Origin of the sequence: Pelotomaculum terephthalicicum JT (genome assembly GCF_022410535.1) — a bacterium.
Classification (GTDB): domain Bacteria; phylum Bacillota; class Desulfotomaculia; order Desulfotomaculales; family Pelotomaculaceae; genus Pelotomaculum_D; species Pelotomaculum_D terephthalicicum.
On sequence record NZ_JAKNBL010000014.1, the window covers coordinates 34329 to 50678 of the forward strand.

At 54.5% G+C, this 16350-nt stretch carries 12 protein-coding genes and 1 pseudogene; all 13 read right to left on the reverse strand.

All coding sequences use genetic code 11. The features are described 5' to 3' along the window. Positions 1 to 16: 16 nt before the first annotated feature. Positions 17 to 288, reverse strand: a pseudogene (locus tag L9W92_RS10035) (prevent-host-death protein). Positions 289 to 482: 194 nt separating this feature from the next. After that, on the reverse strand, positions 483 to 767 hold the full coding sequence (locus L9W92_RS10040; RefSeq protein ID WP_240083625.1) for a helix-turn-helix transcriptional regulator: 285 nt from the start codon (positions 765 to 767) through the stop codon (positions 483 to 485). Between the two features lie 55 nt (positions 768 to 822). Next, positions 823 to 1398 carry a hypothetical protein gene (locus tag L9W92_RS10045; RefSeq protein WP_240083626.1) on the reverse strand — a complete coding sequence of 192 codons (576 nt, stop codon included), beginning with the start codon at positions 1396 to 1398 and terminating at the stop codon, positions 823 to 825. Then, the gene (locus L9W92_RS10050; protein ID WP_134216076.1) at positions 1371 to 1556 is read right to left on the reverse strand and encodes a hypothetical protein; all 186 of its coding nucleotides are present in this window, start codon (positions 1554 to 1556) and stop codon (positions 1371 to 1373) included. The genes L9W92_RS10045 and L9W92_RS10050 overlap by 28 nt, the downstream gene beginning before the upstream one ends. 188 nt (positions 1557 to 1744) lie before the next feature. Continuing rightward, the gene (locus L9W92_RS10055; protein WP_240083627.1) at positions 1745 to 2692 is read right to left on the reverse strand and encodes a DUF3991 and TOPRIM domain-containing protein; all 948 of its coding nucleotides are present in this window, start codon (positions 2690 to 2692) and stop codon (positions 1745 to 1747) included. A 74-nt stretch (positions 2693 to 2766) separates the two neighbouring features. Further along, the gene (locus tag L9W92_RS10060) at positions 2767 to 3096 is read right to left on the reverse strand and encodes a DUF6664 family protein (protein ID WP_240083628.1); all 330 of its coding nucleotides are present in this window, start codon (positions 3094 to 3096) and stop codon (positions 2767 to 2769) included. An 83-nt stretch (positions 3097 to 3179) separates the two neighbouring features. Beyond that, complete coding sequence (locus tag L9W92_RS10065; RefSeq protein WP_446676305.1) at positions 3180 to 10865, reverse strand: helicase-like domain-containing protein; 7686 nt, start codon at positions 10863 to 10865, stop codon at positions 3180 to 3182. Positions 10866 to 10878: 13 nt separating this feature from the next. Continuing rightward, positions 10879 to 11145, reverse strand: coding sequence for a helix-turn-helix domain-containing protein (locus L9W92_RS10085; RefSeq protein ID WP_240083632.1), 267 nt, complete (start codon positions 11143 to 11145; stop codon positions 10879 to 10881). Between the two features lie 31 nt (positions 11146 to 11176). After that, positions 11177 to 11500 (reverse strand): hypothetical protein, encoded by a 324-nt coding sequence (locus tag L9W92_RS10090; protein WP_240083633.1) that lies wholly within the window; start codon positions 11498 to 11500, stop codon positions 11177 to 11179. A gap of 14 nt (positions 11501 to 11514) precedes the next feature. After that, positions 11515 to 12129: a hypothetical protein gene (locus tag L9W92_RS10095; protein WP_240083634.1), complete on the reverse strand. Its 615-nt coding sequence runs from the start codon at positions 12127 to 12129 to the stop codon at positions 11515 to 11517. Positions 12130 to 12305: 176 nt separating this feature from the next. Continuing rightward, positions 12306 to 12749 carry a prepilin peptidase gene (locus tag L9W92_RS10100; protein WP_240083635.1) on the reverse strand — a complete coding sequence of 148 codons (444 nt, stop codon included), beginning with the start codon at positions 12747 to 12749 and terminating at the stop codon, positions 12306 to 12308. Next, the gene (locus tag L9W92_RS10105) at positions 12721 to 15852 is read right to left on the reverse strand and encodes a DUF8195 domain-containing protein (RefSeq protein ID WP_240083636.1); all 3132 of its coding nucleotides are present in this window, start codon (positions 15850 to 15852) and stop codon (positions 12721 to 12723) included. Before L9W92_RS10105 ends, L9W92_RS10100 begins: the two co-directional genes overlap by 29 nt. Next, a complete protein-coding gene (locus L9W92_RS10110) occupies positions 15845 to 16333 on the reverse strand; it encodes a hypothetical protein (protein WP_240083637.1) in 489 nt (162 codons plus the stop codon). Before L9W92_RS10110 ends, L9W92_RS10105 begins: the two co-directional genes overlap by 8 nt. Between the last annotated feature and the right edge of the window lie 17 nt (positions 16334 to 16350).

Sequence of the window (16350 nt, forward strand, 5' to 3'; positions counted from 1 at the left end):
GTCGGAAACAATCACCTTATACTGAGGCTTCTTTTCCATGCTCCACCTCAACAATGATGCTTTCCAGATAATTGTCCAGTTCATCCGGCATCGTTCCGGCGCGTCCGGCCAGACGGTCTTCCTCGACGGCCAGCAGTTCTTCCCGCAGCTTCAGCATTTTTTCACGGCGAGTAAACGCCTCTATATCCATAACCCCAAGATCCCCCTCGCCATTTTTGTAAGATATACCGGCTTTCCGGTTAACTTACGCAAAGTCGCAAATCCATTGTAATTGCGCCAAATACTCACATAGGGTTTTAATCTGTTATATTCCTTATATTTACAATCTAATCATATTATACTTCTTTGCTCGAATCAATGAATAAAGCAGCGGCAAAGCGCATTTATTCGTTTCAGTACTATAAAAAAAGGCGCTGATCTCTCAGTGCCTTAATTAGTGCCATCTGTGCTATCACGCACTTCTTTATAACTTCTTACAATAGTTATTTCAACGTAACCTGCACCTCTTTCCCAAGGGAGCGGGCAACCTTAGACAGAAAGTCCAGTGATGGATTGTACGTTCCGCTTTCCAGGCGGCTGATATTGGATTTTTGGGTCCCAACCCGAAGCGCCAATTCTTCCTGGGTAATATTTTGGCTGGTTCGCGCTTCAATGATTTGCGAAATCACATCATAGCGCGGTTTCAACTTTTCGTACTCCGTTTTGAATTCTTCGTCTTTCTTTAGAAGCTCTTTTACTTCGGAAGACTTAGCTCCTGCTTTACCCATTGCCACACCTTCTAAAAAATCCCCGATATTACCCGAGAATTAAATTTAATATTTTCTATTTATCTAATAATCTTACCATTTGAACTAAACCATCATCCGGGTCTTTTCTGAAGTATTTAAACCCATTTCTGGTATAGAAGTTTATCAATTGGGGCTTGTCCTGGCATTCGATAAAAGCCACCCTCCCGCCGACAATTCCCTGTGCTTTACTGATCACCGAAAGGGCATATTCTAACAATTCATCACCAGCTATTTTATCTGCATACTCATCATTCTTGCTTAGTTGACCAATAAGATATGATGGAATTTCCGTTAGTGCTTCGGATCCCTTTTTGGCATACAGACCATCCAGTTTTCTTATTTGAGACGCTGCCGTACCATTCGGAATTTTTAAAGTCTGTATAGCAATCGTAAAATATGCCAGAAGAACAAAGCTTCCATTTTCTAAACCATCTTCATCAAAAATAAGATATGTACGACTTTTGGATTTTCTCTCGTATAAAATAGCTTTGTTTTCATTTTTTAAAAAGCTCTCTATATCATGGTCTTTAGAACAATAAAAAGTAGAAATGACTTCCTTTACTGTTTCTTTGGAAGTCATTTCTAAAAACGTTTCGAGTGGGATAAGCACTGTTTTAATAACTTCTCACCCCTTGCCATAGCCTCATCGGAAGCAAGTTTTCTGTTTATTGGCTTTGCTTCCTTTGATGACGAAAGCACTTCAACGAGTCTTTCTATTGCTTCCGGTTCCTTTACGACAATGTTCTTGTCAAATGAAACGGTTGCCATAGGTATCACCTCTTTCAATCATCCTACTACTATTATTATACATCAAATCACGCGAACATCCATGAGTAAATTTTCCTCTTTACCATTTATTCATTTAAACTTGCTATATATTATACCCCAATTCTTTGAAAATGTGTTTTTTATTTTATTCTCTTCCTTGCTGTTTTTTGTCATCATTGCCATCGCTGCTATCGCTCCTGCCCGTGCCGCCCCCTCAACACTATTCTCAAATAATCGTTATAATCCTTTCCGCGCTTAGGCGGCTCGTCGAATACGGCGTAGGTGGAGGGAAGGAGGACCTTGATGGTCTGTGCCGCCAGCCGTCCGGCTGCGTCGTTGTCCAAATGCAGGGCAATTGCGGTTATTTGCGGGTAATCCTTGAGGTACTGCATCAAAGCGGCGGGCGGGGTGCTTTCCTCGATGTTCTTTTTCGGCTTGTAAATACCCGCCAGGGACAGGCAATTTTCCTTCCGCCAATCCCTGCCGGCAAGCAACTCCAACGTGCCGTAGGACAAAAGGTCGATGGCGCTTTCAAACAAATGCAGTTTTGTGGATTTACCCCTTGCCAGTATGGAGAAGGAGAAGTGCTTGTCGCTGCCGCTTACGTCCCCCATAAACCGGCTGCCGGACGTGCCCCGGAGCGCACCGTAGCGGGGAACGCCCTGCGGGTCGAAGCCGACAAAGACCGCGTTGTGGCGGTAGCAGCTTTCATACAGCCGCCCGGTTTGAAGGCAGTAATCAATTAAAGTACGGTGTATGCCGCGCCCGGTGAGATAGGCAGCCACGCGGTCGTTATTTTTGTTTTTCTCCGGCAACAGCAACCTTCTCGGCTCGGCGGGTTCCCGCGCCTTTGACGGGACAGGCGGCTCAACAACTGCCTGCCCGTCTATCTGTATGACCGCCTCGGGAAGCGTCATGCCCCGGACTTTGATGAGATAATCCAGAGCGGAGCGCCCGCCGATGCCGCGGGACCACCAGCACCACTTTCCGTTGGAGATTTTCAGGCTGTCATGGCTGCGGGTGGTATAGACGTTGCCGGAAAAGCGAACCAGCTCCTGCGGTTCGTAATGCTGCAAATAGGTCAGCAGATCCATCTGTTTGGCGCGCTTAATCTGTTCCGGGGCCACATAGGGCATAGCGATCACCTCCAAACGTGAAAAAGCACCGGATTTTGTCTTCCGATGCTTTTCACGAAATTTTTGCAATGCGACTATATCGCGTCGATTTTTTTGAGATAGGAAAAGCCGTCCGTATGCCCGCGAAAATAAAGCTGCATACGCTCCATGTCCTCCATGCGGGTTGCTACATCCAGATAGTCCGTAAGGATTTTATGTTCTTCCGCGCTCAGAGCAATCGGCCCCTCGCCCTCCAGGACAGCCGAAATGAAAGGGTGCCGCTCCGTGAGTTCCCCTTTCCTTTGATGGAGTTGGCCATACTCGTCATTGTTGTGCAGCAAGTCAATGGCGGTGTCGCTGTCAATTTCGGGGAACAGCGCCGCAATCCGCTCCGGCAGGGTCTGGAATATAAAAGGTTCGTTCATCACGCGCCTCCTTCCTGGTTTTTTGTTTTACTGTAAGCCTGGGGGAATGGAAAGTCAAAACTGCTAAAGAGTATTTTCAGCCATTACCGTTCATAGCCCACGGCCTTTTTTTCGGGGATATCCATACCCTCGTCCGGCTCGTCCATTATCTCGTTTTCCGGCTTGTCCATATTCAGCAGGATGTTCAGATCATGCAGCCGCGCGGATTTACTTTGCAGCTCCTGCTCCTTTTCAAAGGGGATGTCAATTTCTTTCTTCGCCGTTTCCATCTGCTGGCGGAGGGTTTTTAGCTGCTCCCGGCAATGCTCCAGTTTCTTGGGCATTTCGGCAAAAGCGTTGTTGAGCCTTGTGATGTTGCCGTGCACGTCCGCGCCCAAGGCCACCGTATGGCTGAGAGCGCCCTGGAGCGTGATTTGATACTTCTTGTTGAAGCTGTCGAAAGAAAACAGCATCGGAAAGCCCAGATAGCTGCCCATTTCCTGCGGCTCCGGCGAGGTCATCAGCTTGCAGGCTTCCAAGATGGCCGCGCCCGCCTTGGCCTTTTCGGGGTAAGAAATGCCTTTGACCGTCATGCCCGCGAATTTGCTTTCTTCGGCTTTCTCCCCGACGGGTTCCTTTGCGCTGTACTTTTCATACTGGGCAATGTCCTTCTCATAGCCCGCAATGCGTTCCTCGGTGAATTTGATCTGCTGGGGGAATTGTTTGAGCAATCTGTCCTCCAAAGCGTAACGCTGGCTGAGGTGGTTCGCTTTCAATAGCTTCAGCTTGGAAACCTGGATGTCTAAATCCATCTTCTCCTTGATGAGCGGGTTGCCCGTCGCCAGCGCCTTGACTTCCGCGTAGGAAAGGGCCGTTTCGTCAATGTCCTCGGCGCTTCTTACGGGGGATTTGCTGGTCATGATCTGTGAGATAAACCGCTGTTTATTCTCCAAAATCTGATAGAGATAGGCGTCAAAGGTATTTTCCGTCACATAGCGAAAGATATGCACCTCGTCGTTTTTGTTGCCCTGGCGGACAATCCTACCGCTGCGCTGCTCCAGGTCGCGGGGCCGCCAGGGGCAGTCCAGGTCGTGCAGCGCGATCAGGCGGTCCTGGACATTGGTGCCCGCCCCCATCTTAAAGGTGCTTCCAACAAGGACGCGCACCTGTCCCGCGCGCACCCTGGCAAACAGCTCCTTTTTGCGGGTTTCCGTGTTGGCGTCGTGGATGAAGGCGATCTCGTCGGTGGGAACGCCGCGGGCCGTGAGCTTTTGGCGCACATCGTCGTAGACGTTGAAATTCCCGTCGTTCTTGGGGGTGGACAGGTCGCAGAAGACAAGCTGGGTCAGCTTTTGGTCGCGGTGCTCCTGCCAGAAGCGGAAAATATTATCCACGCAGGCGTTCACCTTGCTTTCCTCATGGTCGGGCAGCATGGGATTGGCCAACCGCTGGTCAAGGGCCAGCTTGCGTCCGTCGTTGGTGATTTTCAGCATGTTGTCTTCGTGTGGTTCCACCATGCGGTTGCGCACCTTTTCGGCGCGCTCGCCAAGCTCGGCCACCATGTCCCGCTGAAACTTGCTCGGCTTAACAGCCACGTTGTGATAATTGGCTTTGGGCACGGGGAGGTCCAGCATGTCGGCTGTCTTGATATCTGCGACCTCCTTAAACATGCTCATGAGTTCAGGCAGGTTGTAGAACCTCGCAAACCTTGTTTTGGCCCGGTAGCCCGTGCCCTCCGGCGCAAGCTCGATGGCGGTCACGGTTTCCCCGAAGGTGGAGGCCCAGCAGTCAAAATGCTGGAGTCCCTGTTTGCATAGAGCTTCGTATTGCAGGTATCTTTGCATGGTGTACATCTCGGTCATGGAGTTGGAAATGGGCGTGCCCGTGGCAAAAACAATGCCGCGGCCTTCCGTCAGTTCGTCCAGGTAGCGGCATTTGGCAAACAGGTCGCTGGATTTCTGGGCCTCGGTCTGGGCCAGGCCCGCCACGTTGCGCATCTTGGTGTAGAGGAACAGGTTTTTGTAAAAGTCCGCCTCGTCCACGAACAGCCGGTCAACGCCCAGTTCCTCAAAGGTGACGACATCATCCTTGCGGCTGGTGTCGTTGAGCTTTTTCAGCTTCAATTCCAGGTTCTTCTTGGTTTTTTCAAGCTGCTTGATGGCGTAGCGTTCGCCGCGCTCCGCCTTGAGTTCCCGGATGCCGTCGGTAATCTCCCATATTTGTTCCTGCAATTGGCGCTTTTGGCGTTCTGCGGAAATGGGGATTTTCTCAAACTGGCTGTGCCCGATGATCACCGCGTCGTAGTCGCCGGTGGCGATGCGGGCGCAGAATTTCTTGCGGTTCTTGGTCTCAAAGTCCTTTTTGGTGGCCACAAGGATGTTGGCCGATGGGTAAAGCTGCAAGAATTCCCCGGCCCATTGTTCCGTCAGGTGGTTGGGCACAACAAACAGGCTTTTTTGGCACAGCCCCAAATGCTTGCCTTCCATCGCGGCGGCGGCCATCTCGTAGGTCTTGCCCGCCCCTACGCAATGGGCCAGCAGGGTGTTGCCGCCGTAGAGGATATGGGCCACCGCGTCCACCTGATGCTGGCGCAGGCTGATTTCCGGGTTCATGCCGGTGAATTTGATGTGGCTGCCGTCGTATTCGCGGGGCCGGATGGCGTTGAAGCGGTCGTTGTAGATTCGGGTCAGCCGTTCCCGGCGCTGGGGGTCTTTCCATACCCAATCCCGGAACGCTTCCTTGATGGCCTCCTGCTTCTGCTGGGCGATGGCGGTTTCTTTTTTGTTGAGGACGCGCGTTTCCCTGCCGTCTGCATCGTATCTGGTGTCAAAGATGCGCACGTCCTTGAGATTCAAGGTTTCTTCGATGATTTTATAGGCGTTGACACGGTTCGTGCCGTAAGTCATTGCCGCTTTGATGTTTGTGCTGTCGGCGTTTTTGCCGGAAATATTCCACATCGCGGTATAGCTTGAAAAGCTCACGTGAATTTTGGATTTTATATAATACGGAGGCTCAAGCAGCTCAAACATGAATTGCTCTACAACATCAGGAGGCAGCCAGGTCGCGCCCAAACGCACGTCGATTTCAGAGGCGGACAGGTCTTTGGGCTGCACCGCTTCCAGCGCCTTGATGTTGGGGGCGATCTGCTCCGCAAGGTCGGGTCGCATTTCGGCAAGCCCTCTGGCCAGGCGGAGCTTATTCCGCACATTCCCCGAAAGGTATTCATCGGCGGTAACGAAGGGGCAACGGGTGATGTCAAAAAAGGCTTTCGGCACTTGAGCCGGGTCTTGGTCGCCGAGGTTGCGGAAGATTACGCCCTGCAGGTCGTCGGCAAGCTGTTCCTCGGAAAGCCCGGTCAGGTCATGCATGAAACCTAAGTCCACGCGGGCTTTTTCCGCGATGGAGATGGCCAGTGCTTCGGCGGCGGTGTCCACATGGGTCACGGTGGCGCGCCGCCGGATGGTGCGCTTGGTAAACATGTCCGCCTTGCGCTCCATCTCGCCGTTTTCGTCCAGCACCTCCAAAGAGCAGAGCAGGCAGTAGGCGCTGTCGTCAGCAAAGGCCATGCTGTTGCCCCGGCTGTTGATCAGGCCGTATTTGGCGGTAAAGGCATCGTAGAGGCGGTTCAGCTTGCGCTGCTGCGCCCGGATGGTTTCGTCGCCGTAGTCCTCGGTCTGGTATTCGATCAGGTCGCGGACGCAGTCCCGCAGCTCGATCATGCCCTTGATGCGGCCCTGGGCCGTGACGGAGGTTTCCACCCGGTTCATCCGGCTGTTTTCCCGGTAGTAAATCTGGCCGTCCACCAGGCAATAGCTGAAATTGCGGACGCTGGGGTCCGCCGGGATGGAGGAGGTATCCGCATCCTCGCTGATGTCGTCCATCTCGTAGTCGCTAATCTCGGCGTGGATGTTTTCCAGCGCCTCCCGCAAAAGCTCGGCAAGGTCGACATCCTCATGAGGCAGGCAGGCGGTCTCGGATTCGTTGCCGTACATGCTTTTGTCAAAGACCATCCTGCCCAGCACCATGTCCGGGTTGTCGGCAAAATATTGGTTGACGGGCACGCCGTCCCCGGTGGCGGAAAGATGCACCCAGTCCGGTTCCACGTCCATCACGCGGTCGCGCTTCTGCAAAAAGAGGATGTCGGTGGTAACCTCGGTTCCGGCGTTGGCCAGAAACGCGTTGTTGGGCAATCTGACCGCCCCTAAAAGCTCGGCCCGCTGCGCGATGTATTTGCGCACCTCGGGGTTTTGCTTATCCATCGTGCCTTTGGACGTGATGAAGGCAATAATGCCGCCGGGCCGCACCTTGTCCAAGGTCTTGGCAAAGAAATAGTCGTGGATGTAAAACTTGTATTTGTCATATTTCTTATCTGCTACGCCATAGCTGCCGAAAGGCACGTTGCCCACGGCCAGGTCGAAAAAGCTGTCGGGCAGGTTGGTTTCCTCAAAGCCCTGCACCGCGATATTGGCTTGCTGATAAAGCTGCTTGGCGATCCGGCCCGTGACGCCGTCCAGCTCCACGCCGTATAGCCTGGATTCTTTCATGCTCTCGGGCACCAGGCCGAAAAAGTTGCCGCTACCGCAGGCGGGCTCCAAAATGTTGCCGGTCTGAAAGCCCATGTTTTCCAAACAGGTGTAGATGGCTTTAATCACGACGGGCGACGTGTAGTGGGCATTGAGGGTGGAGGCCCGCGCGGAATTGTATTCATCCTCGTCCAGCAATTCCTTCAGCTCCGCGTATTCCTTCGCCCACTGGGGGTTGGCCTCGTCAAAGGCTTGCGGCAGGCCGCCCCAGCCGACGTATTTTGACAGGATCTCCTGTTCTTGCGGGGTGGCCAGCCGGTTTTCTTCCTCCAGTTGGCTGACCAGACGGATGGCCGCGACATTCCAGGCGTACTTGGTCTTTTGGCCGCCCACGCCCAGGTTGTCGTCGGTGATCCGGAAATTGACGCGGGGCTGCTTCGCTGGTTCCGGCGCAAGGTGCAGGCGGGCTTTGGCAGCCTCGCCGCCCTGGGCCTTCTGCTGCTCCAAAAGGCGGCGCACGAAGCCGACGCTCTCCCGGCGGAAGATGGGGAAGCCCACGCCGTTTTGAAAGGTGATGTCCCGCAGGCTGACCGTGCCGGTTTCCTCGTCGATGGTGTCAATGGCAAAGCGGCGGCCGTCGATGGACAATTCCAGGCCCGCGGCCATTTCTTTTTCGGCTGGTTGTTTAATATCCGTGTCGGGATAGATGCCGATCCTGAAGTCTTGAAAGTATTCGAGGGCCGCGTCGTCATTTAAAAAAGAGCCCTGCATCCGCCGGGCAATTCCGTGGATGTCAAGGGCCTCCAGACGCACCGTGAGCTGTTGGGGAGAATTCAAGTCCTGTAGAACTACCGTTCCCGCTTCTTTATCAATACTGAACAGATAGAACGGCGGGGAGCGGTCTTCTTTCCGCGTCGGGGATTCGCCCTCGCCGCCGCTGCCGATGGTGACGGTATCCTGGCGGGTGACGCTGGCATCCCCGGTTTGCCGCGCCCAATCCAGCGCGGCGGAGTCGTCGGCGTGGATGGCCGCCAGGTCGCGGGTTTCCGTCAGGTGATCCTGATAGGTCCGCTGGAACACGTCCTCCTGGAGCCATTCCCGAAACCGCGGCAGGGTGGCGTAGGCTTCGTAAAAGTCCTGGTGTTCCTCCCGCATGGAAAGGGCGATCCGGTCAAGGGCCTCGTCCAGCTCCCGCTTGGCGCTGTCGGGATCGGTGTCTCTGTCCCGCAAGAAGGAGAATATCTCATCCTGCTGCACCCGGCTGACCAGCTCCGGTAGATATGTCCGGTACAGGTCGCGGGGGGATGGCGCTTGCTCTTTTTCGGCTGGTTGCTCTGCAGGAGCTTCCGTCTGCATTGCAGCAGTTTCCTGCTTGTTGGCGATCAGATGGTCGTTGAGGGGATTTTCCCGCAGCCTCCGGTCAAAGTCGCTCCGCGCAAGCTCCTTGTTGAAAAGCGGAAAGCTCGCGTCCCGGAGCTGCACGGTGCTGTTGTCAAAAGCCAAAACTTCGTATTCGTCCGCGCCAATGTAGACCGTGCTGCCAAGGGAAAAGGCGTAACGCGCCTTCTCCCGCGACGGCGGTGTTGCCTCGGCGGGGGCGGGCTCCCGGTTCAGAATTTCGCGGGCGTAGACTTCCTCGGCAAGCTGCTGGCGGCGTTCCTCCGTCTGCCGCCGGTAGGCGGGCAGATACTCTTTTTCTTTGTCGCTTAAATAGCGTCCGACGGCAATCAACTCGCCGATTCGCTTCTGCACCTTCATCCAGGGCAGAAGGATTTTGGCATCCGGCCCGGTGCGCTTTCCCCTGGTGAGGGTGATGCCTTTGACATCATGCCATTCGTCAATGTCCAGGTCGAACAGGGCAGGGGCGCGTCCGCCTGTGCCGTACTCCTTTTTCAGAAATTCGGCGTTTTCTTTGGCGGAGGCGTTTTGTTGGAAGTGGAGATAAATCCGGTACTTGCCGTCCTGGACGCCGCTGCCTTGCCGCAAAACCGCGTCAATGGCTTCCTGGGGAATAGAGAAAGCGGAGGATTTTTCGTCCTCCGCCTGTTCTATGGCCGCTGTTTGCTGTTCCTCTGTTGGCAGCAGGGTTAGCTGTAAATAAGCTCCGTCAGTACGCTTTCCTCCGCCTGGTGCTTGAGGGTGTTCATGTGTCCCGTCCAACCCAGCGGGTCGGTCGCCTTGTCCGGCGCGGGGTTCTTTGCCAGGAGCTGCGCCGTGATCCGCTCGACGCGCTCCCGCGCCATCCGGTCGATCTCCGCCAGGTGGCTGTTCAGGTCCCCGGACAGCATCAGGCTGGCGTACATTCCTTTCCGGTGGTTTTTCAGGTATGTTCTGCGCAACATCCCATATTTGCCGATGTGCGTTTGTTCTTCCGGCAGGGCCAAGTCGGGCAGCAGGTAATCGCCCTGCTGCGTGTAGGTCAGTTCCATGCTCACCGCTCCTTTCATCACTTTGCTTTACGGTTTTATTGTGCACTTCGCCTCGACTTTTGGCAAATGTGCGGCTTTGCTTTCGCTCCGCTTTTTGCATGTCCTTGACCGTGGCCTCGATTTCCCGCAGGAGCATTTCGGCTATGTCGCTGGTGGCCGCACCCAGGCGGGAAACGGTGTCGAGGGTATTGAAATTAAGGACGCTCTGAAAATCCTCAAAGGTCAGGTATTCGTCGGCGTTGTAGCCGCAACGGGTTAAGAGCATGCAGGCCACGGAGCTTTTCAGGGCGTCCTTGAAAAACACCTCGACGTTCAGCTCGTCCAGTTCTTCCAAAAGGCTGCCTTCCCGGAAAGGAAGGAGTTCGGACAGGTAATCCGTGAAATTGTCGTCCACCGCGTTTGCGGCGGCACTGAGCAGGGCATGGGGCAGACCGCTTTTTTCGGCCAACTCCCCAAAGGTGTTTTCCAGGGATTCCGTTACCGCCTCGGCATATTTGTCCCGCATTTCCCACAGCGGGACGGGACGGTTGTAGCGGCTGTTGGTGTCGCTTACGTCAAACACATGGCGGAGCCTTAAGCGACTGCCGCTGTCGTCGATGAGGGCAATGCCCTTTGCACCTTTGTTTACCCACCGTCCCAGTTTCCCGTTCCACACTTCAATGGGAGCACAGGCCGTCGCGCCGGGCCGCTGGGCGTAAATCAAAAGCTGGTCTTGAAAGGGATATTTATAGCTCCAGGCCGCGGTTTTCAGGAAGGAAGTCCATTTGGCATGATTTCTGGTGACGCTGCGGGCCGTCCTTTCGGAAAGCTCTGTGATCAGTTGCAGCTTGGTCGCCAATGCGCATCCCTCCTTATTTTAATGTATATTGGTTGGACAGCCTGCCGCCGTCCTCGGAGTACCGGGGAACAATGCCGATCATGTCCAACCGCCGCAAGCGGTTCAGATTGCGGCTGGTGGCCGAACGGGACAGGCCCACGCTTTTACCAAGGCTCTTAATGGATATGACCGCGCTGTGGTGGCGGCCTCCCGCCATGTCCAGCAGATAGCAGTACAGGAGCTTTGCCGACGCGGGGGCGTGGAGGCCCGCGCACAGCCTGTATCTCGTCAGAACGTTCATCTTTTCCCTCCCTCCTTAAAAGCACTGGGCCTTACCGTTCCGGTTCGTGCTTTTTCTTATGGATTGGTTTGCTCTGTGTTTGCTCGCGTAGTCGTTCCTTTTCATCACCGGTGTCCTTTTGGGGCTGGAGGGAGCGCAAGTACTCGATTTCTTCCAGGGCGCGCTTGCATAAATCCTCCACGGCGGCCAGCCGGTCCCCCAGGTAATGCCCCCAAAAGTATTCCTTTTCGTCCTTTCTGCATTTCCAGGTGACAAACTGCGCGGGCGCTTTCTCACTGTGCCCGATGACGAATTCCGCGTTGCCCACGGCCAGCCGGTCGGTAATGACATACCCGGCGTTGATCTCTTTTTCCATATCCTGAAAGCCTCCTAACGCTCCTGTACTTGTTTTTTGTGCTTGGCCTGTTGCCCGGCCAGTATCTGTTTTAGCTGTTCCTTTGCCCAATCGGGCATATATTCGGTTTTCAAAACGCCCAGGATGTCCTCCCGATTCCAGCGGTATTCCTTGCCGGAGTATAGATTGACGGTGTAGACCGCCCGGCCCCTGGCGTTGGCGTAAGCGCCAAAGCCGCCCACGGCCAGCACAAGCTGCTTGTCGGCGGTGCGGTATTCGGGACGCAGGCGTTCCGCCCTGATGACCACCACCTTGTTTTCAATGCTTTCGCCGTAATCGTTTGGTGTGCAATGTTCTAGCGCGAAGGGCGAAAGCGGAACGGTGATTTTATCCCGTTCCGCTTTGACCGCCTCAAGCTGCGCCCGCACCCGGTTGGTAAACTCGCTCATCATTTCCAGGTAGTCCGCGCTTCCCACGACGTTAAAATAGTGGTCGATGCCCAACGGGTTATCCCAGGTGCAGTCGCATACCATGTACGGACAGTCGGTTTTCCCGTCGTCAACCGCAAAAAGGATTTCTCTATCACCAACATGGATGGCGTGTGTCACCTCGTAGGTATCCACCATGCGTTTTTCTTCAGCCATTTTCATGCTCACGCTCCTTTGCGGGCAGCGGAAAAGGGACGGCTATCCGTCCTTTTTCCGCAGGTCCGTTATTTCTCTTTCCGATTTAGGTGCAGGTACACCGCGCCGCTGATAATCATCAGGCAAAGCACAGCGGCTAAAATCGTCTTCAACTCCACAAAAAACACCTCCTTATATATAAGTCAGCAGGTTAGTCCGTATAAAAAAAGAACACCGGCGTACATAAAAGCTCCAATGCACAAAAAGACGGCCAGCGGTACGCTTCTCTGCCGTGTCGCCAACCCATAGACGAGGGCGGGGGGCAGGCTGAAAAAGAGGATGGCCGCCAGCGCGTTCAGTCCGAGATAAAAGCCCAGCGCCGCCGTCAGCTTGATGTCGCCGCCGCCCACGCCGCCGTATTTCATGGCCAGAAAGAGCAGGCAAACACCCGGCAGCAGAAATCCCGCAATCCGCTGGGCCGGGGCCGGTTCTGGAAACAAAAAAGCGGATACGCCGCCGATGGCAAGGATTGTTATCCATGTCCAATCGGGGATAATCCGCTTTTTCCAATCCATGAAAGCCGCCCACAGGAGAGGGATAACACAAAGCGGCAGCATATCAATTTCCCGTGGTGACATCATCGTCATACATGCTGTCCACCACATAGATTTTCAGCGCCCCGCCGGTAATCCACTTTGATAGTGTTCCGCCGGGGGTATGCGCATCGGTGACAAGGAGTTGCACGATGTAGTCCTTATCGTCGGGGAACCAGATGGGGACGTACTGCTTTCTATATAAAAAGGGGGAGGTGGGATTCTCCCGAAAAACAAATTGGCCGCCTTCCTTCTCTAAGGGAATGGCGGTTTCATAGCGGTGCTCGGGCAGATAAACCTCCGCCGTCTGCGGGGCGGTAATCAGTTCCGGCCTGTCGTAGTTGGTATCCACGGTGGCGGTGACACGGATGGCATAGCCGTAGCCCGACTTGAGATAGCCGCGGGATTTGGTTTCGTAGTCCAATGCAGCGGTAACTTTCAGCTCCGCGTAAAACTGCCGCCATACAAACTGGCCGTTTTCGTAGCGTTGCTCCCACCATGTCACCCTGGGCTGCTCGCTTCTTTGCGGCGGGTCGGGCAGTGTCCGGCTTTCCTCCGGTTCCGTATAGGTTACATTTTTAATGACGGCCTGTTGGGTATAGGTGTTGTTGCTTGTAGAAGTTTCATTATCCAAAACCTCATCGGGGTTGATGGTGGCAATCAGGGTAACGCCCTTATCGGCCTGCACATGGGGGGTATCCCATTTGACCGACACGGTATTCCAGGTATTCTGCTCCATGACTACCGCATCCACACGCTTTTTTAGCGAAAGCTCCGGGATTTCAAACAGCACGGAAACCTTCTGTCCGGGCGTAAAGTCCAGACTGCCTTTGTTGGACACCTTGATGGTGGTGATAACCGACTGGTTTTCCTTATACTGATCCGGGGTAATACGCTGCACGTCCAGGTCATAGGGGCGCTCCAACACCATGATTTCCGCCGCCGCCCGGTTGTTGCCCATGTTGGCGTCCGTGTAATCCGTAGGCGGCGACACCTGCGCCGCAAGCCGGATGGTTGTGCCTTTTTCGCCCGCCGTGCCAGTAACAAGGTAGGATTTTTTCTCATAGGCCCCGAAATTGGCCGTGGCGGGCACAGCGGGAACCGTCTGGCCGTCGATGGCGGCATTCAGGTACACATCAGTCAAGGCCTTGCCGGTGGAGTTGGCAAAGTACACGGTAAAGCTGTATTCCTCCTGCTGGTAGGCTATGGGAGGCGAGGACAAATTCACCCATACGTCGCACAACAGGTTATCCGGGTTATCGGGATTATTGGGATTGTTCGGGTCGTCGGGATTGTCGGGTTCCTCGGGATTATCCGGGTTGTCAGGGTCCGGGGGGTTATGCGGGTTGTCAGGGCTGCCGGCAGGTCTTGCCACTACCGTGATGCTTGAAACGGCGGTGTTATTGCTGAGATTTCTGTCAATAAAGCCCTCCGGCGCTTGAACGTTGGCCCACAAATGATATATCTCTCCTGCCTTCCCCGCCGTGCCCTCAATCGTAAAGGACTTGGTTTCGCCTGGCTGGAAGGCTGCTGTTTGCGGAATTTGCACCAGCGTATTTTCATCGCTTTTCACTGCCAGGGGTACAGCGTTCAGTTCCCTGCCGGAATGATTGGTGAAACTCACGGTATAGGCGTATTTTTCGTATTCGTAAACGGTTGGCGGGGCAAGAATGGCAGCCGACAGGTCGCAGGATTCCTTCAGGCCGGGCGGTTCATCCGAGGGATTGTCAGGGTTGTCGGGATTATCCGGCGTGTCCGGCTCGTCGGGCGTGTCGTTGTTGCCGGGTGTTGACTCCGGCGCGGGGTCAACGATTCGTATAACCGCCGTGGCTGTGTTGTTGTTAAGATTTCCATCATGGAAGCCCTCGGGCACGCCGATATGCGCCCAGAGACGGATTTCGTCGGCGGCGGTGTCCGCCGTGCGCTTCACTTCATGGGCTTTGCTGGTGTTGGCAGGGAAGTCCTGCGTGACCGGTATTTCCTCGATGGTTACGCCGTCCACCGTACCCTTTAATGGCACATCATAGGCCGGGCTGCTTCCGCTGTTCATGTAAATCACGGTAAAAGAATAATTGTCGCCCCGGTTCACCGTGGCGGGGGCGCGGATGGCAACCGACAGGTCGTTTCCGTCACATGCTTTGAACTTAAAATAGAAATTGGCAGCGGGAATTTGATAGTGGATTTTCTGCGTGATTTCGGTCTGCGTTTCGCTTTCCCCATCGGTGTATTCGGCTGTTTCCGGGGTGTAATCCCATTCAAGGCCGCAATAAATGAAATTGCGGGACAGCTTAATGTCGTCCTTGTGGAAGGTGACGGAGGTGGTCTGATAGGGATATAGCAATTCCGGTATACCTTTGTCCTGCGCGGTGAGCTTCCCGAAAATCTCCTGTTTGCTTTCGTCGCACCAGGTTGCTTCTACATCAATCTTTACCGGGGCTTGATAGGATAGCACCGTGTCCCGCATGGTTTCAAAGGCGATGAGCGTCTTTGCCGTCCAGCCGTAACGGGTGGTCAGCGGTTCAAAATCGGTGTCCGTGTCATAGGTTCCGTACAGCCTGCCGGAAGCATAGCCGTAGATTTCCACCACCAGGCTGCCTTTCAGAGTGTAGGTACCGCCGTCACAGCGGTTGATCCAGGCGGCGATCCGCTCCTGTTCATGGTCGGCCACAGTGTTGGCGCTGACGAGATCGATGCGTTGCGGCTCTGGGAAGGCTTTCAGCAGCGTTTCGCCCTCGTAGATTTCTTTCACGTTCATGCCGATGGTGCGGTATCGGGTGTCATATGTGGCGGGGACTTGGAAAACCACATTGGCCGTAACGACAAGAACGGCCCCTTTATCTGTCTGGGCGGTCACGGTGCAAGGGCCGCAAGCCTCTTTGTTCTCAATGGTCAATGTATAGTTTGGGGTTATTGCTTGACTTTGGCCGCCGTACTCCAGCCGAACCTCGGTGAGGCTGCCGGTTTTGGCCGTGGTGTTTATCGAAATCCGGGCCGGGAATTGTTCCACGGCGATCACTCCGCTTTCACTGGCCAGGCTGTCTATGGGGGAAGCGATATTGATGGCAATGTCGCTCTCCGACAGGGCGAAGGCTTGTGCCGACATCAACAGGCAGCAGACCAGCACAAGCGGAATGGCAAGGATGAACTTTTTAATCATGGGAACCTCCTTCCTCAATGCGGATGTTGACGCTGGATATGGTAAAGGGAAGCCGGATCGTGCCGCTCAGAAAGTTAAAAACGCTGCGGGTTTTCAGCGCCCCGGTCAGCGTCAGGCAGGGGGGGCTGTCGGTGGCGTCGATGCGCTCAACTTCAAGCTGGTAAACCCACTGATTTCCGGCATACTTGTTTAGTCCAGAATCCAGCCCCATATTTTCGTAGAAATAGGCGTATAGCGTCTCTTCGGCCAGGGCGCTGTCCATCCGGGAATAGCCGTCCCTGCGGTAATCGTCCCGCATGGCGTATTCCACGGAGCTGTTTACGCCCCGTTGAATGACATACTCCGCTTGCTGGTAGAGACTTTCTATACGGAAATATTCGCTTAGGATCACGGCAAGGGTCAAAATGAAAAAGACGAGGATCAGGATAAACAAAAAAACGTCGCCCTTCCGGTTGTTCATCATTCGCTTGAAATGGCCCACGGCTTTTCTCCTTTCCA

What these genes read in the sequence shown, in the direction of transcription:
- L9W92_RS10040 (WP_240083625.1), bottom strand. Translation starts at nt 767, where the DNA reads ATGGGTAAAGCAGGAGCTAAGTCTTCCGAAGTAAAAGAGCTTCTAAAG.
- L9W92_RS10050 (WP_134216076.1), bottom strand. Translation starts at nt 1,556, where the DNA reads ATGGCAACCGTTTCATTTGACAAGAACATTGTCGTAAAGGAACCGGAA.
- L9W92_RS10055 (WP_240083627.1), bottom strand. Translation starts at nt 2,692, where the DNA reads ATGCCCTATGTGGCCCCGGAACAGATTAAGCGCGCCAAACAGATGGAT.
- L9W92_RS10060 (WP_240083628.1), bottom strand. Translation starts at nt 3,096, where the DNA reads ATGAACGAACCTTTTATATTCCAGACCCTGCCGGAGCGGATTGCGGCG.
- L9W92_RS10085 (WP_240083632.1), bottom strand. Translation starts at nt 11,145, where the DNA reads ATGAACGTTCTGACGAGATACAGGCTGTGCGCGGGCCTCCACGCCCCC.
- L9W92_RS10090 (WP_240083633.1), bottom strand. Translation starts at nt 11,500, where the DNA reads ATGGAAAAAGAGATCAACGCCGGGTATGTCATTACCGACCGGCTGGCC.
- L9W92_RS10095 (WP_240083634.1), bottom strand. Translation starts at nt 12,129, where the DNA reads ATGAAAATGGCTGAAGAAAAACGCATGGTGGATACCTACGAGGTGACA.
- L9W92_RS10100 (WP_240083635.1), bottom strand. Translation starts at nt 12,749, where the DNA reads ATGACGATGATGTCACCACGGGAAATTGATATGCTGCCGCTTTGTGTT.
- L9W92_RS10105 (WP_240083636.1), bottom strand. Translation starts at nt 15,852, where the DNA reads ATGATTAAAAAGTTCATCCTTGCCATTCCGCTTGTGCTGGTCTGCTGC.